17 protein-coding genes are annotated in these 23,758 nt (G+C 71.1%); 7 read left to right on the top strand and 10 right to left on the bottom strand.

The features are described 5' to 3' along the window. Positions 1 to 319: 319 nt before the first annotated feature. From FHR32_RS26865 to FHR32_RS26855, 3 genes are all read right to left on the bottom strand, one after another. Positions 320 to 2,056: an IS1634 family transposase gene (locus FHR32_RS26865; RefSeq protein WP_184757321.1), complete on the bottom strand. Its 1,737-nt coding sequence runs from the start codon at positions 2,054 to 2,056 to the stop codon at positions 320 to 322. Positions 2,057 to 2,253: 197 nt separating this feature from the next. Beyond that, on the bottom strand, positions 2,254 to 2,718 hold the full coding sequence (locus tag FHR32_RS26860) for a GNAT family N-acetyltransferase (RefSeq protein WP_184757847.1): 465 nt from the start codon (positions 2,716 to 2,718) through the stop codon (positions 2,254 to 2,256). 619 nt (positions 2,719 to 3,337) lie between these two features. Beyond that, positions 3,338 to 4,552: an amidohydrolase gene (locus FHR32_RS26855; RefSeq protein ID WP_184757320.1), complete on the bottom strand. Its 1,215-nt coding sequence runs from the start codon at positions 4,550 to 4,552 to the stop codon at positions 3,338 to 3,340. 289 nt (positions 4,553 to 4,841) lie between these two features. Between FHR32_RS26855 and FHR32_RS26850 the strand changes: the two genes are divergently transcribed. Next, positions 4,842 to 7,079 carry a family 2 encapsulin nanocompartment cargo protein terpene cyclase gene (locus FHR32_RS26850; RefSeq protein ID WP_184757319.1) on the top strand — a complete coding sequence of 746 codons (2,238 nt, stop codon included), beginning with the start codon at positions 4,842 to 4,844 and terminating at the stop codon, positions 7,077 to 7,079. 83 nt (positions 7,080 to 7,162) lie between these two features. On the opposite strand, the gene FHR32_RS26845 is transcribed toward FHR32_RS26850, so the two are convergent. Continuing rightward, positions 7,163 to 7,399: a hypothetical protein gene (locus FHR32_RS26845; RefSeq protein WP_184757318.1), complete on the bottom strand. Its 237-nt coding sequence runs from the start codon at positions 7,397 to 7,399 to the stop codon at positions 7,163 to 7,165. A gap of 39 nt (positions 7,400 to 7,438) precedes the next feature. Here FHR32_RS26845 and FHR32_RS26840 point away from each other — a divergent pair, with 39 nt between their 5' ends. Together FHR32_RS26840 and FHR32_RS26835 are read left to right on the top strand one after the other, a co-directional pair. Continuing rightward, positions 7,439 to 7,813 carry a C40 family peptidase gene (locus FHR32_RS26840; RefSeq protein WP_246467441.1) on the top strand — a complete coding sequence of 125 codons (375 nt, stop codon included), beginning with the start codon at positions 7,439 to 7,441 and terminating at the stop codon, positions 7,811 to 7,813. 7 nt (positions 7,814 to 7,820) lie between these two features. Continuing rightward, a complete protein-coding gene (locus FHR32_RS26835; protein ID WP_184757317.1) occupies positions 7,821 to 8,657 on the top strand; it encodes an LLM class flavin-dependent oxidoreductase in 837 nt (278 codons plus the stop codon). A 30-nt stretch (positions 8,658 to 8,687) separates the two neighbouring features. Here the strand turns inward: FHR32_RS26835 and FHR32_RS26830 are convergent, their stop codons facing one another. The 3 genes from FHR32_RS26830 to FHR32_RS26820 form a co-directional block, all read right to left on the bottom strand. Continuing rightward, on the bottom strand, positions 8,688 to 9,767 hold the full coding sequence (locus FHR32_RS26830; protein ID WP_184757316.1) for a hypothetical protein: 1,080 nt from the start codon (positions 9,765 to 9,767) through the stop codon (positions 8,688 to 8,690). A 278-nt stretch (positions 9,768 to 10,045) separates the two neighbouring features. Next, complete coding sequence (locus tag FHR32_RS26825) at positions 10,046 to 13,066, bottom strand: bifunctional [glutamine synthetase] adenylyltransferase/[glutamine synthetase]-adenylyl-L-tyrosine phosphorylase (protein WP_184757846.1); 3,021 nt, start codon at positions 13,064 to 13,066, stop codon at positions 10,046 to 10,048. 228 nt (positions 13,067 to 13,294) lie between these two features. Further along, entirely contained in the window at positions 13,295 to 13,996 is a 702-nt protein-coding gene (locus tag FHR32_RS26820) for a type 1 glutamine amidotransferase (protein WP_184757315.1), read from the bottom strand. A gap of 72 nt (positions 13,997 to 14,068) precedes the next feature. On the opposite strand from FHR32_RS26820, the gene FHR32_RS26815 reads away from it, so the two are divergent. After that, on the top strand, positions 14,069 to 14,935 hold the full coding sequence (locus FHR32_RS26815; RefSeq protein WP_184757314.1) for an alpha/beta hydrolase: 867 nt from the start codon (positions 14,069 to 14,071) through the stop codon (positions 14,933 to 14,935). A gap of 1 nt (position 14,936) precedes the next feature. Here the strand turns inward: FHR32_RS26815 and FHR32_RS26810 are convergent, their stop codons facing one another. From FHR32_RS26810 to glnA2, 3 genes are all read right to left on the bottom strand, one after another. Then, positions 14,937 to 18,344, bottom strand: coding sequence for a serine/threonine-protein kinase (locus FHR32_RS26810; protein ID WP_184757313.1), 3,408 nt, complete (start codon positions 18,342 to 18,344; stop codon positions 14,937 to 14,939). 285 nt (positions 18,345 to 18,629) lie between these two features. Further along, a complete protein-coding gene (locus tag FHR32_RS26805) occupies positions 18,630 to 19,355 on the bottom strand; it encodes a hotdog fold domain-containing protein (RefSeq protein WP_184757312.1) in 726 nt (241 codons plus the stop codon). Positions 19,356 to 19,538: 183 nt separating this feature from the next. Beyond that, entirely contained in the window at positions 19,539 to 20,900 is a 1,362-nt protein-coding gene (gene glnA2, locus FHR32_RS26800; protein ID WP_184757311.1) for a gamma-glutamylpolyamine synthetase GlnA2, read from the bottom strand. Between the two features lie 227 nt (positions 20,901 to 21,127). On the opposite strand from glnA2, the gene FHR32_RS26795 reads away from it, so the two are divergent. The 3 genes from FHR32_RS26795 (at position 21,128) to FHR32_RS26785 (ending at position 23,644) form a co-directional block, all read left to right on the top strand. Further along, a complete protein-coding gene (locus tag FHR32_RS26795) occupies positions 21,128 to 22,015 on the top strand; it encodes a terpene synthase family protein (RefSeq protein WP_184757310.1) in 888 nt (295 codons plus the stop codon). 34 nt (positions 22,016 to 22,049) lie between these two features. Beyond that, positions 22,050 to 22,589: an EF-hand domain-containing protein gene (locus tag FHR32_RS26790; RefSeq protein ID WP_184757309.1), complete on the top strand. Its 540-nt coding sequence runs from the start codon at positions 22,050 to 22,052 to the stop codon at positions 22,587 to 22,589. 74 nt (positions 22,590 to 22,663) lie between these two features. Continuing rightward, the gene (locus FHR32_RS26785; RefSeq protein WP_312882713.1) at positions 22,664 to 23,644 is read left to right on the top strand and encodes a terpene synthase family protein; all 981 of its coding nucleotides are present in this window, start codon (positions 22,664 to 22,666) and stop codon (positions 23,642 to 23,644) included. Positions 23,645 to 23,758 lie beyond the last annotated feature (114 nt).

Raw genomic sequence — 23,758 nt, 5'->3', positions numbered from 1 at the left:
AACTCTGGATAGGCACTTAGGGCGCGCTCTGCCGAGCTCGCCACCGTGGATGGGCCGCCCACCGCGCCCGCCGGCGAGGCATCCACGCCTGGGACGACACCGGCCTCCAGAACGAGAATCATCGCCTCAATCAACGCGACCTCCGGTGCCCAGTCGCCGTACGTGTACATGACCCTGGCGGGGGTATGCCCGGGTTCGACAGATGATTGTTCTACTAGGGGCATCAATGCCTGCCTGAACAGCGGAAACGCCTAGGACGCGCCGGAAGGGCGTGTCACTAGGCGTGCAGGTGGTCGCGAGGCGGGACTCGGGCCGGCGGTCAGTCGGCGACGGCCAGATCGAGGATTTTCTTGGGCGCGGGGACGTCGAGGGCGATGAACAGGTCGCGCTGGGGCTTGGTGAGCTCGGTGGACTGGCGGAAGGCGCCCGAGGGGCCGGTGTAGGCGATGACGTGCAGGCGCTGCAGTTCGGCGCGCAGCGTGGTCCAGGTCTGGCCGGTGGCGTTCTCGGCGACGCGGATCAGCAGCAGGGCGAGCCAGCAGAGCAGGACATGGGCGCGGATGCGGTCTTCGCGGCGGTGGTAGACGGGCCGCAGGTCGATGATCGATTTCATGTCGCGCCAGCCTCGTTCCACCTGCAGGAGTTGCTTGTATCCAAGCGCGACATCCTCGGGGCTCAGGCTGGGGTCGCTGCAGCGCAGCAGGTACTTGCCGTCCAGGTTCGTCTCGCGTTCGATCTTCGCGCGGTCGACGCGGAGTAGTCCACCGGGCGTCTGGCGTAGGAAACGGTGCAGGCCTGGCTTGGTGGAGATGACTCCGGCGAGCTCGGCTCGTTTGGTGCGGCTGAGGGTGTCGGTGCCGTCGATCATCTCGGTCAGCTGGGAGATGAGTTGCTCACGGACGGCGGCATCACGGACGGCCTGATCGGGGTTATAGCAGATGATGAAGCGGTCAGCCGATCCGATCTTCACCTCTTTGACCTGCAGGTTGTCGGCGACGGTGGCATAGCGGCCCTGCCGGGACAGGGCCGTCTTGGCCTCGGCGGTGCCCGAGCGGAGCTTCTCGCCGATGATGTAGCCGGTGCCCCCTTGCATCAGAGCCTTGCGGTTCGTGGCGGAGGAGAAGCCTCGATCGGCCACGTAGATGACCTTGGACAGCGTCCATTCGCGCAGGTCGTCGCGGACCTGGCGGATGAGGGCCGAATCGCCGGTAGCGCCCGGCCAGGACCAGACCCGCACCGGAATGCCGTCGCGGGTCACCGCCATGCCGACCACGACCTGCGGGAGATCAGGCCGTGAGTCCTTGCTCTTGCCGTAGGAGCGGAACCCGCGCAGCTTCACCTTCTCCCCGGCGCCGTCTGGGTTGTCGTCGCCGGTGGCGGACGGGCCGGCGGGCTGGTCGAGGAGGCGGCCTCGCTCGTCGCGAGCGACGGGCTCATCGGCCTGATCGGTCTCGAAATACGTGCTGGTCGTATCGAAGAAGATCAAGTCGACTTCGAGGTTCAGCAGGTCGGTGACCTGGAAGTACACGTCCTTGGCCAGGACGGGTTCGATCTCGGCCAGCCAGTCCATTGCCCGGTGGCAGGCCTGCTCGTCGATGACGGTCAGGCCGTCGATGTGCACGTCGGAGTTGATCCACTCGGTCGCGGCCGGCTTGGACGACGGCGCGAGCGCCCGGTTGGCGACCAGCGCGAACAGCGTCCGCTCGGCTCGGGCGTCCATCCGCCGCCCGGCCAGCAGCCGCTTCATCGTGGCGTCGATGCCCAGCCGTCGCCACAGCCCGTCGAGCATGTGGGTGCCGCCCAGCGGGCGTGCCTCCAGGAATTCCAGTCCCGCCGGGGCGCTCAACACTGCGGCACGGTCCGGATCGAGCAGTCGGCCTAGCGACACGACCAGCCGCTCGATCGCGGCCCGGTCCAACTGGTCGGCGCGGCCGAAGGAGTGCAGCACCTTGGTCCGGGACCGCTGCGCGTCGGCGTCCCACTCGTTGTGGGCCAGTTGGAGGTAGCGGATCTCCTGGCCATCCTTGGTCCGCCGGGTCGCAGTCTTCACGTACATGCCACTAGACGATACCGCTATATCCCCGCGTAAATAGCCGTCTTAGAGCGAAAGCGTGTCACTAGGCGATTTCGTTGTTTCCGCTAGCCGTGCGACCTGTGACCTGCACGTACAGATCCATAATGTCCCCGAAAGCCCGATGATCTGTCGAACCCGGGGTATGCGGGCGGCGCGGCCGGCAGGATTCTCTCCAGCTCCTACCGGCTCTTGCCCGCCACGCGGCACGAGGCCAGGTTGTCGACTTGGTGGAGGAGCTCCAGGCGGTTCAGGCCATGGACCCCGAAGGTGGCGAAGGCCCATGCGGTGAGCACGTCCAGAGCGCGTGGAGCCACACCCATCCCGCGCGCGTACGCCGCCGTCCAGTAGCCCACCTCGGCGGACGCGTTGCCGGATGCGACGTCTTTGAGGACCACGTTGCCCACCAGGTGACCGTCGGCCGCATCGACGGCGAAACCGTACCTCTGGCCTGCCGCCCAGCCCGCTTGCTGGGCCCGCAGCCACCGCATGGCCTCGGCGTCGTCGTACACCGGAGCGTTCGACCAGCGACGCAAGGCCGGATCCCGCCACGCCGCCACCAGCGCGGCAACATCCGTCTCGCGCCAAGGGCAGAGCACGAGGGCGGGAGCCGACGACGTCGCGGCCACCTGCAAGACCACACCCATCTCGGTCACTATCGGCGCTCCTGGGCCCGCATGGTGCGCAGGCACCACTCCAGCGCTGGTGTCACGCTCTCCGGGGCGGGCCAGCCGTTGATCAAGGTGCCGCCACCTCCGGCGGCGGCCAGGACCTTGGTGAACTAGGGGCGGTCGTCTGGTCCGCCGGAGATCGCCTCATGGAAGCGACCCCACGTAGCTGGCAGTCGTGTCCGGGAACGTCTACGTTCCGACCTCACGGCACTGGATGGCATTCGGCGAGCAGGCCCGGCATGCTCCACCGAGGTTCGCATCGAAGAGGTCAAGGCACATCCGGGGCACATGGGCGTGATGAACGCTGCGAAACGATGAGAAGCGACGAACACCAAAAGCCCAGCTCAGCGCATGAGCTGGGCAGTCGCCGCAGGTCAGCTATCAGGAGGGATCAGATCTACGACGTCTGACCGGTGAAAGCGGCCGGCGGCTGACCCGCCGGGGCGCGCACAGGACATTCAGGCCGCATGCGAAAGGCCGCCGGGCGTCCCTCCGTCGAGGGCACGCCCGGCGGCCTTTCGCATGCGCTCAACCGGCCAGGAAGGCCGAGGCCCGGCTCGCCATCAGGCCGTGCGCGTAGACGGTGGGGACAGGATCAGGCCTCGCGGTAATAGGGGTCGGCGACCTCGCCCTCACCCTTGTCCACCGAGAAGCTGTAGACCTCGCGTCCCTCGACGAACACCCGGAGCGCGCGGCTCATGATGTCGAGGGGGTCGCCCGACCAGATGACGACATCGCCGTCCAGCCCCGGCTTCAGCGCCCCGACCCGGTCGTCCAATCCCATGATCCTGGCCGGGTTCAGCGTGATCGAGCGCAGCGCGGCCGTGGGGTCCAGCCCCTCCTTGACCGCGAGCGTCGCCTGATGCACCAGGAAGTGGATCGGCACGACCGGGTGGTCGGTGGTGATCGCCAGCTCCACGCCGGCGCGGGCCAGGATGCCGGGGTTGCGCAGCGACCGCTGGCGCAGCTCCACCTTCGACCTGCTGGTGAGGAGCGGGCCGATGATCACCGGGATGTTCCGCTCCGCGAGCGCGTCGGCGATCAGGTGCCCCTCGGTGCCGTGGTTGATCACCAGACGGTAGCCGAACTCGTCGGCCAACCTGAGGGCGGTGGCGATGTCGTCGGCCCGGTGCGTGTGCTGGCACCAGGGCAGCTCGCCGTCGAGCACCCGGACGAGGACCTCCAGCGTGCCGTCGCGGTCGAACGGCTTGCCCTCGGCCGCGGCGTGCTCCCGCTTGGCCTTGTAGTCCTGCGCCCTGGTGAACGCGTCGCGGATCACCGCGGCCACGCCCTGCCGGGTGGAGGGCAGCTTCTTCTGGTCGCCGTAGACACGCTTGGGGTTCTCGCCCAGCGCGCTCTTCACGCTCACCGGCTCGCGGACCAGCATGTCGTCGACCGTACGGCCCCAGCACTTGACCGCGACCGTCTGCCCGCCGATGGGGTTGCCCGAGCCGGGCTTGATGACGGCGGTGGTGACGCCACCGGACAGGGCGTCGGCGAAGCCCAGGTCGGCCGGGTTGATCGCGTCGAGGGCGCGCAGCCGGGCGCCGTTGGGGTCGGTCATCTCGTTGGTGTCCTGGCCGGCCCAGCCCTCGGCCTCCTCGTGGACGCCAAGATGGCCGTGCGCCTCGACGAAGCCGGGCAGCACCCATGCGCCGCCCGCGTCGACCGTCGTGACGCCCGCGGGCACGGTGACCTCGGCGTCGGCAGCGACCGCCACGATCTTGCCGTCCTGGATCAGCACGGTTCCGCCGTCGATCGGCTCACCGTCGACGGGTACGACAAATCCACCGGTAATGGCAATGTTCATGGAATGCAACCTACCGGCACCCCGCCATACCGGCGGGAGGGGCGGCAGCCGGGGGGCGACGCGGCCACGACCGGCCCGGCCGGCGCTTCTCTCCGGCACGGCGCGCGTCCCCGCGGCGAACGGCCCTCGGAGGCCCTCGGAGGCCCGCGCCCCGCCCACGGTCGCACCCCGGCGGCGGACAGACATTTGAGGATATCGCTCGGCGGGATGCCACAACGCAGTACGCTGCGTGGTGATTTAATTACCTTAAGTGAAGTGCGCTAGGCGGCTCAAGAGAGTAGGCACGCTCATGCAGGCTTTCACACTGCCCGACTTCTACATGCCGTATCCGGCCAGGATCAACCCCCATCTGGAACGCTCCCGCGAGCACAGCGCGGGCTGGGCCCGGCAGATGGGCATGCTCGACTCGCCCAAGCCGGGAGGCGGCGTCGTCTGGGACGAGGCGGCGCTGGACAAGATGGACTACGCGCTGATGTGCGCCTACACCCATCCCGACTGCGACGGCCCCACCCTGGACCTGATCACCGACTGGTACGTCTGGGTGTTCTTCTTCGACGACCATTTCCTCGAGCAGTTCAAATACTCCCGCGACCTTCCCGGGGCCAAGGCCCACCTCGACCGTCTCGAGCTGTTCATGACCTCGGAGGGAGAGACGCCTCCGGAGCCGGCCAATCCGGCCGAGGCGGGGTTGAAGGACCTGTGGGAGCGCACGGTCCCGTCGATGTCGTACGGGTGGCGGCAGCGTTTCATCACCAGCACGCACAACCTGATGGTCGAGTCGATGTGGGAGCTGGACAACATCGACCGCGGCCGGATCGCCAATCCGATCGAATACGTCCAGATGCGGCGCAGGGTCGGCGGGGCGCCGTGGTCGGCGAACCTCGTCGAGTACGCCGTGGGCGCGGAGATCCCCGACGGCCTCGCCGGGATGAGGCCGATGCGCGTCCTGTCCGACACCTTCTCCGACGCCGTTCACCTGCGCAACGACCTGTTCTCCTACCAGCGCGAGGTCCGGGAGGAGGGAGAGAACTCCAACGCGGTGCTGGTCTTCGAGAGGTTCTTCGGCTGTCCGACGCAGGAGGCCGCCGAGCTCGTCAACCACCTGCTGACCTCCCGGCTGCAGCAGTTCGAGAACACGGCGCTGACCGAGGTCCCGTCCCTGCTGGTCGAGCACACCGTGCCCGCACACGAGCAGGCCGGGGTGGCCGCCTACGTCAAGGGGCTGCAGGACTGGCAGTCCGGCGGCCACGAGTGGCATGCGCGCTCCAGCCGCTACATGAACGAGGGAGCCGTCGCAGATCCCGGCGGTGTGCTGGGGGGCCCGACGGGCCTGGGCACCTCAGCCGCCCGGCTGGCGTTCTCCCCCGCGAAGCTGGGGCTGCGGCGGAGGGTCCAGCAGCAGTCGCACGTGCCGTTCCAGCCGGTGGGGCACCTGTCGCTGCCGGAGCTCTACATGCCCTACCCGATCCGTACCAGCCCGCATCTGGAGGCCGCGCGACGCTATGCGGTCGGCTGGGCGCGGCAGATGGGCATGTTCGACTCGGTGCCCGGGGTGGAGGCCGGCGGGATCTGGGACGAACGACGCTTCATCGGCTTCGACTTCGCCCACTGCGCCGCGATGATCCACGCCGACGCGAGCTCCGAACAGCTCAACCTGTCCTCCGACTGGCTGGCCTGGGGGACCTACGGTGACGACTACTTCCCCGTGGTGTTCGGGGCCCCCCGCGACCTGGTGGCGGCGAAGCTCTGCAACGAACGGCTGTCGGCGTTCATGCCGCTGGAGACCGAGGCGGCCGTCCCGGAGCCGACGAACGCCGTCGAGCGGGGCCTTGCGGACCTGTGGCGGCGGACCGCGGGGCCGATGACCCTGTCCGCCCGACGGCAGTTCCGCACGGCGGTCGAGGAGATGACCTCCAGCTGGCTGTGGGAGCTGGCCAACCAGACCCAGAACCGTGTCCCCGACCCGGTCGACTACGTCGAGATGCGCCGCAGGACGTTCGGGTCGGACATGACGATGAGCCTGGCCCGGCTCGCGCATTCGGACGTGGTCCCTCCGGAGCTCTACCAGACGCGGGTGATGCGCGAGCTGGACACCGCGGCGCAGGACTACGCCTGTTTCACCAACGACCTGTTCTCTTACCAGAAGGAGATCGAGTTCGAGGGCGAGGTCCACAACCTCGTCCTGGTCGTGGAGAACTTCCTGGACGTGGACCGCTGGAAGGCCCGGGACATCGTGGCCGACCTGATGACGGCGCGGATGGAGCAGTTCGAGCACATCGTCGCCAACGACCTGCCGGCGCTGTTCGACGACTTCGCCCTCGACGGACCGGTCCGCGAGATCCTCACCCGGCACGCCGACGACCTCAAGGAGTGGATGTCGGGGATCCTGGAGTGGCACCGCAGGTGCGTGCGGTACACCGAGGCCGAGCTCCGGCGCAGTCGGCCCTCGGCACCGACCGGGTTCTCGTTCCTGCCGACCGGCCTGGGCACCTCGGCGGCGCGGGCCGCGGCTTCGGCCGGGAGATGAGCCAAGAACACCGGCAGAGCGCGTCGGCGTGAGCGACGGCAGCGAGCGATGCACCGACCTCCCGGAAGGGGCCGGGGCATCGCTCACAGCGGCTGCGTGACGTCACTCCCCTCCTCGACCTCACTCGGGACGCGGACGGCGGCGTTCCTCCGGGCCAGACGGCGCCTGCGTAGGAGCATCATCAGGAGGACCAGGGCGAGCTGATGATCGCCCGGCTCCGGATCGGACGGCACGCTGATCCGGGCGGACACCGGCGTTGACTCCCCCGCCGCCAGGCGGAAGCGGTGGGGAGTGACGGTAACCCAGTCCACAGCAGGCACGCGCCCATCAGAGCGGCGACACTCCCGCGCCTCGGCCGGATGGTCATCTTCGGCTCGCCGGAATGCTCGTGGCCGTCAGCGGCTCGGTACCACTGCCCCGCCACCAGGACCCTCGGCCTCGACTGCTCCGGACTGGCCAGGTGGGTCTACCGCCTGGCCTACGGCCGCGACGTCCTGGGGCCGGGCAACACCGATCAGCACGTCAGGCGGCTCACTCGGATATCCGCCGCGGAGGCACGGCCGGGCGACCTGGTGTTCTACGGCAAGGTCGGCGGACGCAAGGTGAAGACCCACCATGTGGGCATCTACGTCGGCCAGGGCAGAATGATCAATGCACTGAGAACCGGCACCGAGATCCGGATCGACCGCCTGACGGCCGTCAAGGGTTTCGCCGGCTACTTCCGCTACCTGTAGGAGAGACATGCGCCTGGGCGTGATGTTCGACCGCGACCTCCCCCCGGAGTCGCTCATCCCCTTCTGCCGCGAGCTGGACGCGGCCGAGGTGGACGACGTCTGGGTGGTGGAGGACCTGGGCTGGACCGGCTCGATCTCGTCGGCGGCCACCGCGCTCGCCGTCACCGAACGGCTCCGCGTGGGGATCGGGATCACTCCGGCCCCGCTGCGCAACCCGGCCCTGCTGGCCATGGAGCTCGGCAATCTGGCCCGTGTGCATCCGCACCGCCTGGCGGCCGGCATCGGCCACGGCGTCCAGGACTGGATGCGCCAGGTGGGCGCGCTGGCCCCCTCGCCGCTGGCGTTGCTGGAGGAGACCATCGTGGCCGTGCGCGCGCTGCTGCGCGGCGAGACGGTCACCCTCCAGGGCCGGGCCGTACGGATCGACGGGGTGAGCCTGGTGCATCCGCCCGCGGCCGCGCCGCCGGTTCTGGCGGGGGTCGTACGGCCCCGCTCGCTGGAGCTGTCCGGTCGGGTGGCGCAGGGCACGATCCTGCCCGAGGGGGTCGGTCCCGCCCAGATCGAGGACGCGCGGAAGCTGACCGGCGGAGACGGGCACGAGCTGGTGGTCTTCACCAACTTCTACATCGGCGACGACGCCACGGTGGGCGCGCGCCTGGCGGCGGGTTCGGCGGAGTTCCTGCACATCGACCCGGACGAGGTCGTGATGGCGGTGGGCTCCCCCGAGGCCGCCGCCGACCAGGTCAGGGCGCTGTGGGAGGCGGGAGCCGACACGGTGGTGCTCCGCCCGTTCGGGCCGGCCCCCCTCCCCCAGGTCGAGCTGGTGCTGGCGGAGCTGCGTTAGCGCACAGGCGGGCGGGACCGGCCCGGGAGGTCAGGCGCGGTTGCTCCGGATGCCGGTCAGCCGGCGCAGGATGTCCCACCAGAAGGAGGCCCCGAACAGCAGGGCGACCACGCTGACCAGGTAGCCGGGCCAGTGGCCCGGGGAGGTCAGGCGCTCCCACCAGGCGGCGCCGTTCCAGTTGAAGGACGGGTCCGCCGAGCCGTCAGGGGGGATCGTCACGCTCACAATGGCATGGTCGAAGATCTTGACCAGGGCCGGGGAGCTGAAGGACTCGGTCACGCAGGCGTAGGGCTCGGCGGCGCCGTCCACCGCGCACTTGTCCCGCAGCGCGCTCAGACCGTCCTCGCTGCCGCCTGCGATGGCCGCGACCCCGGCACGGTAGGCGTTGTCACGCAGCAGGGTCTTGCCGTACTCCAGCGCGTCCATGCTGAACAGCAGCGTGAGCACCAGGCCGAGGGCGAAGATCACCCATTTGACGTAGCGGCGGTACAGCGTGGACAGCCGCTGCATCTCGCCGTCGAACCAGCCCTCCACTCCCTTCCGGAATTTCCCCAGGTCCCGCTGTGCGCCTTCCCAGACCCCGCGCAGATGCCCGGCCAGCGGGCTGCCGATGGCCTCCAGCTTGGCGAGCAGGCCGTCGACTCCGCCCTCCTCGGCGGAGACCAGCTCCAGCATCGCTCCGGAGAACCGTTCGGGCGGGATGTTCGCGATGCTGGTCCGGGTGCCCTTGGGATGGTCGATCTCCTGGAGCCGTCCGTACAGCCGCCCGGTCATGTCGACCGGCGGGGCGGGCGCCTCGGTGGCGAGCACGGCGGTGGGGTCGACCGGCACGGGTTCGACCACCGGCAGGGCGGGGTCCGGGTCGTGCCGGGGACGGGGGTCGTCTCTGGAGAAGGGCAGCTTGGCGAAGACGTCGGAGATCTTCGCCGGAATCCACGACTGCCCCTCCTGCGGACCGCCGTCCATGGTGTCGCGGATGTAGGCCCACAGAAACTTGCTGCGGATCCCGAACAGCCGGACGAAGGCCTCGTTGATCCCGCTCACCAGGAGCGACAGGAGCAGGAAGGCCAGAACCAGCCCGATGGCCAGATCAATGTAAACGGATATCAAAGCGGATCACCCGCAACGTTGATACACGCCTGCCCCGGCAAGCGCAATACCTTCCGATAGCCCGACCCGCACACACCGGCGGGGTCGACCGCGGCCGTCGCCGACATGGGCTGGACCGTCATGAGTCCGGCGGCCATCGCCCCGGCCGCGGCGAGAGCCTTCACAGACGTGCGCATAGAGATCCTTTCCTCGAACGTCACCCGTTTTCGACGGGCTAGAAAAGATCTTTAGGGGTGGAACCGAACGGGGGTGATCTTGACGTTAACCGCGGGGAAGCATCAGTCCTCGTAGAAGACGCGCTCCATGACCCGGCGGGCACGGCGGGTGATACGGCGGTAGTCCTCCACGAGGTCCTCGCTGCTGTCGGGCGGGTATCCCAGCGCGCGGGAGATGAGCGCGCGATCGCGCAGGTCCGCCGGGATCGAGTCGGCGGCGCGGCCCCGGACCAGGACGATGGCGTCGCGGATGCGCGAGGCGAACCGCCACGCCTGGGCCAGCTCGGCCTCGTCGTCGGCCGGCAGCAGGCCCTCGGCGACGGCCGCGCGGAGCGTCTCCAGGGTGCGGGTGGTCCGCAGCGACGGCAGGCGCCCGGCGTGGCGGAGCTGGATGAGCTGGGCCACCCACTCCACGTCGGACAGCCCCCCGGGGCCGAGCTTGGTGTGCAGGGCCGGGTCGGCCCCCCGGGGCAGCCGCTCGGCCTCCATGCGTGCCTTCAGCTTCCTGATCTGCAGCACGGCCGTGTCGGAGATGCCGCCGGGTGGATATCGCAGCGGGTCGGCCAGCGCGAGGAGGTCGGCGCCGAGCGAGGGGTCCCCGGCCGAGAACCGGGCGCGCAACAGCGCCTGGGACTCCCACGACGCCGACCAGCGCTCGTAGTAGGCGGCGTAGGAGGCCAGAGTGCGGACCAGCGGGCCCTGACGGCCCTCCGGACGCAGGTCGGGGTCGATGAGCAGCGGCGGGTCGGGGGCGGGCAGGGCCAGCAGGCGGCGCAGCTCGTTGGCCACCGCGAAGGCCGCGTCGGTCGACTTCCGCTCCGAGACCCCCTCCAGCGGCGCGTGCACGAACATGACGTCGGCGTCGCTGCCGTAGGAGGATTCGAGCCCGCCGAGGCGGCCCATCGCGATCACCGCGAACCGGGTGCCCAGTGGGGCGCTCCGCTCCATCTCGACCTTGCCGATCGCGGCGTCCAGCGCGGCCTGGATCGTGGTGTCGTTGAGCGCGGACAGCGCCAGGCCCACCTGCTCGATGTCGATGTGCCCGTTGAGGTCGGCGACCGCCGTACGGAGCAGTTCCCTGCGCCGCAGCCCGCGCACCGCGACCACCGCGTTCTCCGCGTGGGCCGGGTAGCGGCCCACCGTCGCCCGCGCCTCCGCCAGCAGCGCCTCGGGCGGCCGGGGGTCCAGCTCCGCGTCCGAGGCGAGCATCGCGACCGCGTCGGGGGCGTGCAGCAGCAGCCCCGTCACGTAACGGCTCGTGCCGAGCAGCCGGGCGAGCCGTGCGGCCACCGCGGTCTCATCGCGCAGCAGCCGCAGATACCACGGGGTGGCGCCGAGCCTGTCGGATATCTGGCGGAAGCCGAGCAGACCGGCGTCGGGGTCGGGGGCGTCGGCGAACCAGCCGAGCATGACGGGCAGCAGCGTCCGCTGGATCGCCGCACGGCGCGAGACGCCACTGGTCAGCGCGCTGATGTGGCGGAGCGCCCCGGCCGGGTCGGTGTAGCCGAGCGCCTCGAGGCGGGCCTGCGCGGCGGTGGCCGACAGCCGGGCCTCGGACTCCGGCAGGCGGGCCACCGCCTGCAGCAGCGGCCGGTAGAAAAGCTTCTCGTGCAGGCGCCTGACCTCCATCGCGTGCCGCCTCCATCGGGTGGTGAACTCGCCCACCGGGTCACTGGTCATGCCCAGACCCCGGCCGAGCCGTCGCAGGTCGGTCACATCCTCCGGCACCACGTGTGTACGGCGGAGCCGGTGCAGCTGGATCAGGTGCTCGACCTGGCGCAGGAACGTGTACGCCTCGGCGAGGGCCTTGGCGTCCTCCCTGGCGACGTAGCCGCCCCGTGACAGGGCGGCGAGTGCGGAGAGCGTGGCGCGGCGGCGCAGCAGGGGGTCCAGGCGGCCGTGGACGAGCTGGAGAAGCTGGACCGCGAACTCGATGTCGCGCAGGCCGCCCGGTCCGAGCTTGAGCTGGCGTTCGGCCTCGTCGGCGCGGACGTGCTCCTCGACCCGGCGGCGCATGGCCTGCACGTCCTCGACGAACCTGTCACGGGTGGCGGCCTGCCAGACCATCTCGTTCATCGCGGAGACGTACTGCTCGCCGAGCTCGGAGTCACCCGCCACCGGCCGGGCCTTCAGCAGCGCCTGGAACTCCCAGGTCTTGGCCCAGCGCCGGTAGTAGGCCTGGTGGCTGGCGAGGGTGCGGACCAGCGGGCCGGCCTTGCCCTCGGGACGCAGTGCCGCGTCGACCTCCCACAGCGAGCCCTCGGGGGTGCTGGCCGAGCAGGCGCGCATCATGCCCTGGGCCAGGCGGGTGGCGAGCTGGAGGGCCTTGGTCTCGTCGACGGTTCCCGCGGCGTCCTCGCGCGGCTCGGCCACGAAGACGACGTCGACGTCGCTGATGTAGTTGAGTTCGCGTGCCCCGCACTTGCCCATGCCGATGACGGCCAGCCGTACCGAGCCGGACTCGGGGTGCTCGGCCCGCGCGATGGCGAGCCCCGCCTCCAACGCGGCACCCGCCAGTTCCGACAGCTCCGCGGTGACCTCGGTGGGCGAGGCCGCACCGGTGATGTCGCGCGCGGCCAGTTGGAGCAGACGGCCCCGGTAGGCGACCCGGAGCGCGACCAGGGTGGCGGTGCTCGCGTCCGTGGCCCGCGGCTCGGGGTCCTCGGGATCGGCGCCGACCGCGAGCAGCAGGTCCGCGCGGAGCTGCTGCGAGGTCGGGCGCGTCGCGACCTGCGCGCCGCCGAGGAGACGCCAGTGCTCGGGATGCCTGACCACGTGCTCCCCGAGGGCGGCGCTGACACCGAAGACTCCGAGGAGGCGGCCCCGCAGGCCGGGATCGGCTCGGAGCGCTCCAAGAACACTCGGGTCCTGTTCGGTCAGCCGGTTCAGCGAGGTGAGCGCCAGGTCGGGATCCGCCGCGACGACCAGGGAGTCCAGCAGGTCGAAGTCGCCGACCGCCTCGGGACCCAGCTCGTCGAGCAGCCTCTCGGCCCTGGCCCCGTCAGCGAAACCGATCATGGCCAGTCGCCCGGCGGTCGTCTGCATCCGGGATGCGGCGTTCACCGACCCTCCCTCGTCCTCCATCGCAAGCACGGGTGGCCTTTCCCAATCCCTACCCCGACATCCCTACCCCGACGGACCGGAGGAGCGCGCCCGCCTCCGGGCCGACCGGCGACGCGGGCGTCGCGGCTCCTCCGTCTGCGCCCGCTCTCCTGGGGCCGGTCCGCACTCCAGGCGACCGAGGGCGCCGCCGCACACCCTAATCCTGAAAGTGTGCAGCGTCGCCAGTGGATTCGCAACGTAATCGCGTCGTCACGCGGATTGGACGGCCACGGCGAAACGCTCGGCGAGTGGCCGCCAGGTGTCGATGAGCCGCTGCTCGGCCTCCTTCACCTGTGTCCCGAGCTCCTCGACCGAGTAGCCCTGGGCGGTCAGGTGGTCGGCCGAGCCGCTGGTCCACTCCGTGAAGATCTCCGGGGTGGCCTCGGGGTGGAACTGCACGGCCCACGCCCTCTCGCCCAGCCTGTATGCCTGGTTGGGATAGAGGTCCCCGGTGGCCAGCCGGACCGCGCCCTCGGGAAGCCGGGTCATCGCGTCCCCGTGGTACTGGACGGCGGGGGCGGGACCGAGTCCGGTGAACAGCGGGTCGGCGTCGGCGTCCGGCAGCGGGACGATCGCCGTCGCGCCCACCTCCAGTCCGTGCTCGCCCCGTTCGACGGCGCCTCCGCAGGCGAGCGTCATGAGCTGGGCGCCCAGGCAGATCCCCAGGGTCGGCACACCGCCCTCGACCGAGCTCCGGATGAGGTCACGGGTGGCGGGCAGCCAGGGATACTGCGCGTCCTCCCACGCCGCCGCCTCGCCGCCGAGCACGATCAGCCCGTCCTCGGCGCGCTCCGGCACCGCCTCTCCCAGATAGGGACGGACGATCTCGCACTCGATCCCGGCGGCGTCCAGCCAGCCGGCGAAGAACCCGAGGCCGGCGGCGGCTTCATGCTCAACAACGGTAACTCTCATGCGGTAATTATGAGCTGTGGGAGTAGATGCTCCCCGTTCGTGCCAGCTCCTGCCGAGCCTGAGGAGAACCCCTTGAACCCTGTTTTCGGCGATGTCGACGTCCCCGGCGGCCGGCTGCGTGTCGCCCGGTTCGGCACCGGGCCGCGTCTGGTGGTGGCCGTACACGGCATCACCGCCTCGCTCATGGCCTGGAGCGGGGTCGCACGGCGACTGCCCGCCGAGTGGTCTCTGGTCGCGATGGACCTGCGGGGCCGCGGCCACAGCGCCGGGCTTCCCGGCCCGTACGGCCTGCGGCGGCACGCCGAGGACGTCGGCCTGGTCGCCCGGTCCCTGGGCGCGGAGTCCGACATCGTGCTGACCGGTCACTCGATGGGCGCCTACGTCGCCGCCCTGGCCGCGGCCGACCACGACTACGCCAGGGTCGTGCTGATCGACGGTGGCCTGCCGCTGCCGCTGCCGCCCGGCCTGGACCCCGATGTGGTCCTGTCGGCCACGCTCGGCCCGGCCATCGCCCGGCTCAGCCAGACCTTCCCGAGCACCGACGCCTATGTCGACTTCTTCAAGGCGCACCCCGCCTTCGCCGGCAACTGGAACGACCTGGTGGAGGAGTACGTCCGCTACGACGCGACCGGTCCGGAGGGCGCGGTGCGCTCGCGGGCGCACGAGGACGCGGTCCGCGAGGACGGCCGATGGCTGCTGACCGAGAGCGAGGCCATCGGGACCGCGCTGCACGCGGTGAAGTCGCCGCTGTCGCTGCTGCGGGCCCCGCGTGGGCTGCTCGACCAGCCGGTCGGCATGATCCCCGCAGAGCTGGCCGCCACCTGGACCGAGCGGTTGCCCGCGCTGGAGGACGAACTGGTCGACGACTGCAACCACTACACCATCCTGCTGGAGGACCGCTGCGCCTCGCTGGTCGCCGACCGCCTGTCCTCCACGTGAGTCAGCAGGTGGCCCGGTAGGGCACCTCCGGAGAGACATACCTGCGCCAGTCGTCCGGGGAGAGGCCGCCGTCCGCGCGCCGGCAGACCACCGCCGGCAGCGCGCCGGAGTCCAGCGGCCGTTCCAGGATCGCCCCGTCCCCGCCGACGACGCGCAGGGACCGGCCGTCGGAGGTGAAGGCCACGTCCATCACCTCGGAGACGCCGAGGTCGGCCATACCGAAGGCCTGCCCGGAACCGGTGTCCCACAGGCGCACGGACTCACCCGTGGTGGCAAGCAGCCTCCCGTCGGGGGAGAAGGTGACCTTTCCCACCTCGAACGTGTGGGCGTCGGTGGCCGGTCCCACCGGCACCCCGCGCGCCGCGTCCCACAGCCGGATCCGCCCGTTGCCGTCTCCCGTCGCCAGGAGGCCGCCCCTGGGGGCGAAGGCGAGCGCGACGGCCGACTCCATCCCGGGAACGTCCCGCGCCGCGCCGTCACCGAGGCTCAGCAGCCCGTTGCGCGTGCCCCCGTACGACAGGCGGTCGCCGCCCGGCCCGAACGCGACGACCTCGGCCTGGACGCCCAGCGGCCGGCCGGGGCGCCCGGAGGCGACGTCCCAGATGCGCACCACGCTCCGATCGCGCTCCACCCCGGCGACCGCGAGGCCACGGCCGTCCGGGGTGAAGGCGAGGTCGTAGATCCCTCCGGCGTCCCATCTCAGCTCCCCCGCCCGCCTCATCGTGGTGAGGTCCCACAGGACGACGGCCGGAACGTCGTAGGGGCCGATGGCGAGGGTCCGCCCGTCGGGGCTGAAGGCCAGGGCGTCCTCCTGGAGGCCTTCCACTCTCGGACCGGGCACCTCGATGCGCCGCAACCGCCGGCCCGCCACGTCCCACAGCTCGACGGCCCGGTCCCCCTCGACCCGGCGTTGCAGGGCGACGAGGGTGCCACCGGGACTGAAGGCGGCCCTGAGCAGCGGACCACCGCCCAGGGAGCGCGTCCCGGCGAAAGGTCCGACGTCCAGGGAGAGCGCCCGGCCCGTGGAATCGATGAACCGCAGCGTCCGTCCGTCGGCGGTGAACCTCAGACTCTCCGCGTCGGGTACGGCCGACCCACGCCGGAGCACGGAGCGGGCGCCGGCCACCCGCATGACCTCCAGCCCGTACGGGCCGAGCACGGCGGCGAGCCGGCCGTCCGGGCTGAGCACCACGTTCCCGTCGACCGTGTCCTCCGCGCTCGCCGCAATCCGCCGGCCGGTCCGCGGGTTCCAGAACGACGTCTTCCCACCGCCGCTGAACGCGAGCACCTTCCCGTCCCGGCTCATCGCCACGTCCGTGACGGGGTGGCCGGCCGCAGGGACCGGTATCCGCTCGCCGGTGCGGAGATCCCAGAGGCGGACCGTGCCGCCGCCCTGCACGGTCGTCGCGGCGTAACGATCGTCCCCTCCGATCTCGACCTGGTAGTCACCGGCGGCGGCGGGCACCCTGAGCATGACCCGGCCGGTCGTCACGTCGCGGACGACGTGTTCCGACCCCGACGAGGTGACCAGCACCTTCCCCTCCGGGCCGAGCTGGGCCGAGTCCCCCGGGGCCCCGAACGTGCCCGGCAGCCGTGCCCCTGTGGCCAGGTCCCACAGGAACACGCCCTTCGGTGTCCGCACGGCGGCGTGGCGCGACGCGGCAGAGACGGCCTGGGCGGCGAGACCGGGTGCCTTGATCGTCCGTAACCGTCTCCCCGTGGCGGCCTCCCACACCCAGATGGCGTCCGTGCCCGCACCGACCAGGGTCTCGCCGCCGGTGCCCAGGGCGTACTTCGCGCCCGGCTCGGGGGGATCCAGCGCGCCCACGTCCTGCTGCACCAGCGAGCTGAACAGTGCCGCGCGTGTCTCACGGACGTCGGAGAGTCGCTGCGCGGCCAGGCTGAGCCGCATGGCGGCGACCGGGTCGCTCTGCCGGATGTCGTCGGCGTAGGCCGCCAGGCGGCGTGCCTCCGTCTGGTCGAGCAGCCGGGCCAGTTCCACACGCCGGCTCTCCGCGACCACCGTCGCGATCATGGCCACGGCGAGGAGCACCGCGAGGCCGCCGGTCACCGCGCGGCGGATACGGGCCCGCCGCCGGGTCAGGGCGGAGGCGGCGGCGAGGAACCCTGCCTCCGTGTCGTTGAGCTTCAGATGATGGCGCCCGGTGGCGGCCCACTGCATGGCCTGTTCCAGGGGTGGCCCGTGAAACAGGTCGGTGTCTCTGCGGCCGCGCCGTTCCCAGCGCCGGGCGGCTTCGCGCAGCTCGGCGTGGACGAGCAGCCCCGGTTGCTCGGCCTCGACCCACTCCCGTAGCCGGGGCCATGCCAGCAACAGCCCCGGCCGAGTGATCCGCACGTCCTTCGGGAACACGCCGAGCAGGCCCGCCTGAGACAGCGCGGCGAGCACACTCTCGGCCCCGGAGCCGAACTCGGTACGGTCGGCGGTGCGGACGCCGTTCCCGTCCGTGCCGACCAGGCGCAGCAGGACCTCGGGAACCCGCTGCTGGTCCTGCGGGCTCAGCCGGGCGAACGCCTCCTCGGCGACCCGCCCCAGTCCCTGGGTGCCCGCACGCCCGGCCGGGCGCAGGGCGGCGGCGACCCGGACGCCCTCATCGAGGGTGTCCTGACCGAGCAACCCGAGCAGCAGAGACCTGGCCGCGGGCCTTTCGTCCGGCTCCTTGGCGAGCGCGGCGAACACCAGCCCGCGCAGCGGCTCGGGCAGCACGGAGACGTCGGGCTCGCTGGCGAGCACCCGGTACATGACGGCGCCGAGCGATCCCGCGTGGAAGGGGTCCCGCCCGGTGGCGGCGTAGAGCACGACCGCCCCCCAGGCGAAGACGTCCGCGGCCTGACCCGCCCGGCGTCCGTCGAGTGCCTCGGGTGCCATGTACGTCGGCGTGCCCACGATGCCGCCGGTCGCGCTCAGCGTCATCTCCTCGGTCCGGGCGATGCCGAAGTCGATCACTCTGGGGCCGTCCGGGCCGAGCAGCACGTTGTCCGGCTTGAGGTCGCGGTGCACCACTCCCGCGCCGTGCACTGCGGCCAGCGCGGTGGCCACGGCGACGGCGAGCCGGTGCACCGCGTCCTGGTCCAGCGGGCCGGAGTCCTGTACGGCCCGGCGCAGGCTCGGACCGTCGATGAACTCGCTGACGATGTGGGGACGGTCGGTCTCCAGATCGGCGCCGAGGATCCGGGCGGTGCAGAAGGACGCCACCCGGGTTGCCGCCGTCACCTCCTTCGCGAGCCGGGCCCTGGCCTCTCCGCTGCCCGCGGTGCCGGGATGCAGGACCTTGATCGCGACCCGCCGCCCCTGTCCGTCGTAGGCGTCGTACACCACCCCCTGGCCGCCCACCCCGAGACGTCCCGCGAGCAGACAGTCCCCGATCCGCTGTGGATCATCGGATGTCAACGGCTGTGATTCCATGTGGGATCAGACGCTCAGGAGATCACTTCGGTTCGGCCAGGGCGGGGAGAACATCCTGGCCGCCGCCGGCACCGCGGTCACGGTCAGGTGGGACGGCAGGCGAGTCCGGGAACGTTCCGGACCCAGTCCTGGGGGGACAGCCCTCCACCGGCACGGGAGCACACCGTGACGGCGGCACGGCCCGGACGACAGGGCTTACGCCCTCCGAGGACCAGGTCACCACGGCATCGTAGACGCCGAAATCGGGTCGGTGGCCGGACCGCTGCGGGTTCAGGCGGGAGCGATCCAGACGGCCTTGGCGGCGGCCACCAGGGTGCCGTCCACCTCGTAGACGGCGCTCTCGCCGAAGAGCTTGCGGCCCTCGCGGCCGGTGGCGCGGCCGACCACGGAGTAGGTGCCGCCGGGGTAGACCCGGCGGTGGACCTGCGCGGTCAGGCGGCCGAGCAGGGCGAACTCGCCGGGTGCGAAGTGGGCCCAGCCGGTGACGCAGTCGAGCGCGGCCCAGATGATCGATTCGGGGACGGCCCCGTCCTCGTCGGTGACGGTCATCGGCACCCGCCAGCCGGCGGCGACGAGGTCGGTGCCGGGCACCGGGCCGGGGAAGATCCGCAGGCCGTCGCCGGGGTCGCGCATGCCGCAGACGAAGCAGCCGGGGAAGGCGTGGCCGGTGAGCCCGGCGAAGCCGCCCTCGGCCAGGGCCGCCTTGTTGAAGGGCACGAAAGCCGGGGCGTCGAGCTCCTCGGCGACCGAGATGGCCTCGACGAGGAGGGTGCCGCCGTGGGTGAGGGTCGCGGTGTTGGCCAGGTGGCGCAGGGCCAGCTCGGTCTCCAGTGGCGTGGGGGCGTGCAGCGTGACCTCGACGGCCGAGTCGTGCCGGGCGCCGTGCAACGCCTCGGTGACCGTGCCCGCGATCCAACCGCCGTTCGCGGTGCCTTCGGGCCCGCGAAAACGCGCCGGAACGGACACCACGGTCTGCAGCTCGGCAGCCGTCGTCATGCCGCACCTCCTTATCGCCTTATATGGCTATTGATCGTCAAAAATCACTCTAAAGGGGCCGACCGATTTTACCGGAACCGTTGCGTACGCAGCGAACCAGGGGGTCGGTGATGCCGGGGTGGCACGTCAGCGCTCGGCATGCCGTACGGCCCGGCGGGCCCGCTCCGGGGGGAGCGGGACCTCCTACAGCACAGGAAGATACCGGCCTAGCTCGAATTCGGTGACCTGGCGGCGGTATTCGTTCCACTCGCTCCGCTTGTTGCGCAGGAAGTAGTCGAAGACGTGCTCCCCGAGGGTCTCGGCGACCAGCTCGCTGCGCTCCATGACCGCGATGGCCTCGTCCAGCGACTGGGGCAGCGGCTGGATGCCCAGCGCGCGGCGCTCGACGGAGGTCAGCGCCCAGACGTCGTCCTCGGCGCCGGGGGGCATCTCGTAGCCCTCCTCGATGCCCTTCAGGCCCGCGGCCAGGATCACCGCGAAGGCGAGGTAGGGGTTGCAGGCCGAGTCGAGCGAGCGGAACTCGATGCGGGTGGAGCCGCTCTTGTGCGGCTTGTACATCGGCACCCGGACCAGGGCCGAGCGGTTGTTGTGGCCCCAGGAGACGTAGCTGGGGGCCTCGCCGCCGGCCCCGGCGATCGCCTCGGCCCCGCCCCAGAGGCGCTTGTAGGAGTTCACCCACTGGTTACAGACCGCGGTGATCTCGGCGGCGTGCCTGAGCAGGCCGCCGATGAAGGAGCGGCCGACCTTGGAGAGCTGGTAGTCCGCGCCGGGCTCGTAGAAGGCGTTGCGGTCACCCTCGAACAGCGACATGTGGGTGTGCATGCCGGAGCCGGGGTGCTCGGTGAAGGGCTTGGGCATGAAGCTCGCCCAGATGCCCTGCTCCAGCGCGACCTCCTTCATGACCAGGCGGAAGGTCATGATGTTGTCGGCGGTGGTGAGCGCGTCGGCGTAGCGCAGGTCGATCTCCTGCTGACCGGGACCGCCCTCGTGGTGGCTGTATTCGACCGAGATCCCCATCGACTCCAGCATCATGATCGCGTTGCGCCGGAAGTCGTGACCCGAACTGTGCGGGGTGTGGTCGAAGTAGCCGCCGTCGTCGATCGGCTCGGGGCGCGCACCGCGCTCGGGCCGGTTCTTCAGCAGGAAGAACTCGACCTCGGGGTGGGTGTAGAAGCTGAACCCCATGTCGGAGGCCCTGGCCAGGGTGCGCTTGAGCACCCAGCGCGGGTCGGCGTGCGAGGGCGAGCCGTCCGGCATGAGGATGTCGCAGAACATCCTGGCCGCGCCCGGCGTCTCGCTGCGCCAGGGCAGGATCTGGAACGTCGACGGGTCCGGCTTGGCCAGCATGTCCGACTCGTAGACCCGGGCGAAGCCCTCGATCGCCGAACCGTCGAAGCCGATGCCCTCGGCGAAGGCCCCTTCGAGCTCGGCGGGGGCGATCGCCACCGACTTGAGGAACCCGAGCACGTCGGTGAACCAGAGCCGGATGAACCGGATGTCGCGCTCCTCAAGGGTGCGGAGAACGAACTCCTGCTGGCGGTCCAAGGCCTTCTCCTTCACTTCCGACACCGACGCGGTGCGACACGCCTGGTCTTCTCCCAGTCTGCCCGCTCCGTGTTTCGCACACGTTACGAGGAAGCGCGGTGAGATGCCGCATCGGCCCCCTCTAACCCGCCCATGACCTGCCCCCGTCGCGCCTCCGCATTCCTCGCGCCGTCCCCTCTTACAGTGTGCGCCGGAGTGGCTGACGTGCTGTCCGGGGGGAAGAGACGATGCGCACCGAACGTGACAGATCACCAAGCGGGACAGGTCCGCCGATCTCGCTCAGCGAGCGGCTGGCGGCGATGAGGGCCCCGTGCCCGGTTCACCCGTCGATGTACCAGATCGAGGCCGCGGTCATCGACTGGTCACGCGAGGTCGGCCTGGGCACCGCCCCCGGGGCGGGCGCCCATCTGCTGGCCGGGCGGGCGTTCGCCCGGTACGGCACAGCCACGGCCACGCTGTTCGCGCGCTGGCTGACCTGGACGTCCCACCTCCGCGAGGAGCCCTCGGCGTCCGCCGGGGTGATCGCCGTGGCCGCGGGCGGCGAGCCCGGGCCGCCGCTGGAACGGGCCTTCGCCGACCTGTGGCGGACCTGCGCGCCCGGGATGGGCGGCGGATGGCGTGAGCGCTTCCTGGCCGGGCTGGCCGCCCAGCACGCGGCGCTGCTCGACCCCCGGACACCGCCGGTCGAGGACTACCCGGCCCTGGGCAGGGCCGGGTTCGGCTCCTACCTGTTCGACCTGGTGGAGCCCTGTACGGGGGTCGAGGTGCCCGCACCGGTCCGGGAGAGCGCCCAGTGGCGGGCGGTCCTCGATGCGAGCGGCGACGTGGCCGCCTGGTGCCACGACCTGGTCACCGGGAGTGGCTACGTGACGTCGGCCTCGGCCTCGCCGAGCCTGCGCGGCGAGGCGGCCGAGCGGTGGGTGATCGACCGCCTGGTGGCCCGGATGGAGGAGTTGTGGGCCGCCGCCCGCGCGATCCCCCCGGTCCTGGAACGGCACGGCCTCGGCCTCGCCGCCTCCCGCGAGGTGATCCAGGTGGCCTGTGCTTTCTTGACCATTCCCAGGGCTTACTTGGAGTGGCTTCTGGAATCATCCCGCTATCGTCACTTGCGGTAACCGTCTGAGTCCGCGACGTAACACGGGGGTCACGATGAGCACAGAGCTTCTCCATCACAAACTGGACCGCGCTTTCGCGCATATGGACGTGAACGGCAACGGGAAGATCGAACGCGACGACCTGCTCGGGCTCGGAGCCCGGATCCTGATCGGCTTCGGCGAGTCACCGACCTCGCCCACCGGCAGCAGGCTCACCGGCGGGTTCGAGTCGCTCTGGCAGACCCTGTCTGCGGGGGTCGACGCCGAGGGCGCGATCTCCCCGAAGGAGTTCCGCTCCGCCATGATCTCGGCGTTCGTCGAGGGCGACCGGTTCGACGCGGTGTTGCGGCCGGTGGCGGAGGCGATCGCGGCGCTGTGCGACGACGACGGGGACGGTGCTGTCAGGCCCGCCGGGTTCCGGGTCATGCTGACCGCCTTCGGCACGGCGCACGACGACGTGGACGCCGCCTTCGACCGGCTCGACCGGGACTACGACGGGATCATCCCGGTCGGCGAGCTGGTCGAGGCCGTCCGGCAGTACTACACGAGCGCCGACCCGCACGCGGCCGGTAACTGGCTGTTCGGTCCGCTGTAGTGATGCTCGCCGATACGACCATCAGAACAGCGGACGAGACGAGAACCCGGCCACCGCGGAAGAGGACGGACGCGGTGGCCGCGGCGCTGCTGCTGCCTCTCGTCGACCGGATCCCCGCGATGGCCGCACCGTGCCGCATGCACCCCTCCGTCGACCGGATCGAGGTCTCCCTCGCCGGATGGGCCCGCGAGGTCGGCCTGGAGCTGCCCGAGGGGGCGAGGTTCGAGCGGATGGCCGGGCGCGCCCTCGCGGGATTCGGCATGGACGCGGCGCTGCTGTTCGCCAAGTGGCTGACCTGGCTGTTCCACTTCGACGACGAGTGGGACGAGAAGCCCGCCGGGTGCGCGGCCGAGATCGTGGAGGCCGCCTTCACCCGCCTCGGGCGGCTGGCGTGCGCCGTACCGTCCCGGAGGGAGGCCGTCCCGCCGGTCCGGGCGACGGCCGGCACGCCGGTCGAGGTGGCCTTCCAGGATCTCTGGCGTCTCACCGCCGAGCGGATGAGCACGCACTGGCGGGAGCGGTTCGCCCGGGGACTGCGCGAGCAGGGGGCGGCCTGCCGTAGCGAGGCGGACAACAGGCGCGCCGGCCGGGTGCCCTCGGCCGAGGAGTATCCGGCGCTCCGGCGGGGAACGGCCGGGCCCTACCTGTTCGACCTCGTGGAACCGTGCCTGGGGGTGGAGGTGCCGCCGGCGCTGCGGGAGAGCACGACCTGGCGGACGCTGGTGGACGCCTGCAACGACGTGACCGCGTGGTGCAACGACGTGGCGTCGTATCCGAAGGAGCGCGCGAACGGGGACGTGCACAACTACGTGACGGTCGCCGCGGCCGCGTTCGGGCTCTCGGACGCCGGCGCCGTCGCGTGGGTGAACGACCGGATCGCCGAACGCGCCGACGATCTGCGGACCGCCGCCATGCGGCTGCCGGAGATGTTCGACCGGTTCGGGCTTCCGGCGGCGCAGGCCAGAGACCTCAGCAAGGTGGCGTGCGCGTTTCTCGCGGCTCCCAGGGCGCAGCTGGAATGGCTCCTGGAGTCCAGCAGGTACGGCATGGCGTGACCGCGTCGCCACCGGCCTGTCAGGACGCACAGATCAGGGAGTCGCCCACCGGGGTGCGGCGGTAGACGACCTCGCGGCCGAAGCGGCGGCGGGCCTGCTCGCGCTCGGTCCGGC

This window comes from Streptosporangium album, from assembly GCF_014203795.1.
Classification (GTDB): Bacteria; Actinomycetota; Actinomycetes; order Streptosporangiales; family Streptosporangiaceae; genus Streptosporangium; species Streptosporangium album.
This window is presented reverse-complemented; position numbering and strand designations above follow the sequence as displayed.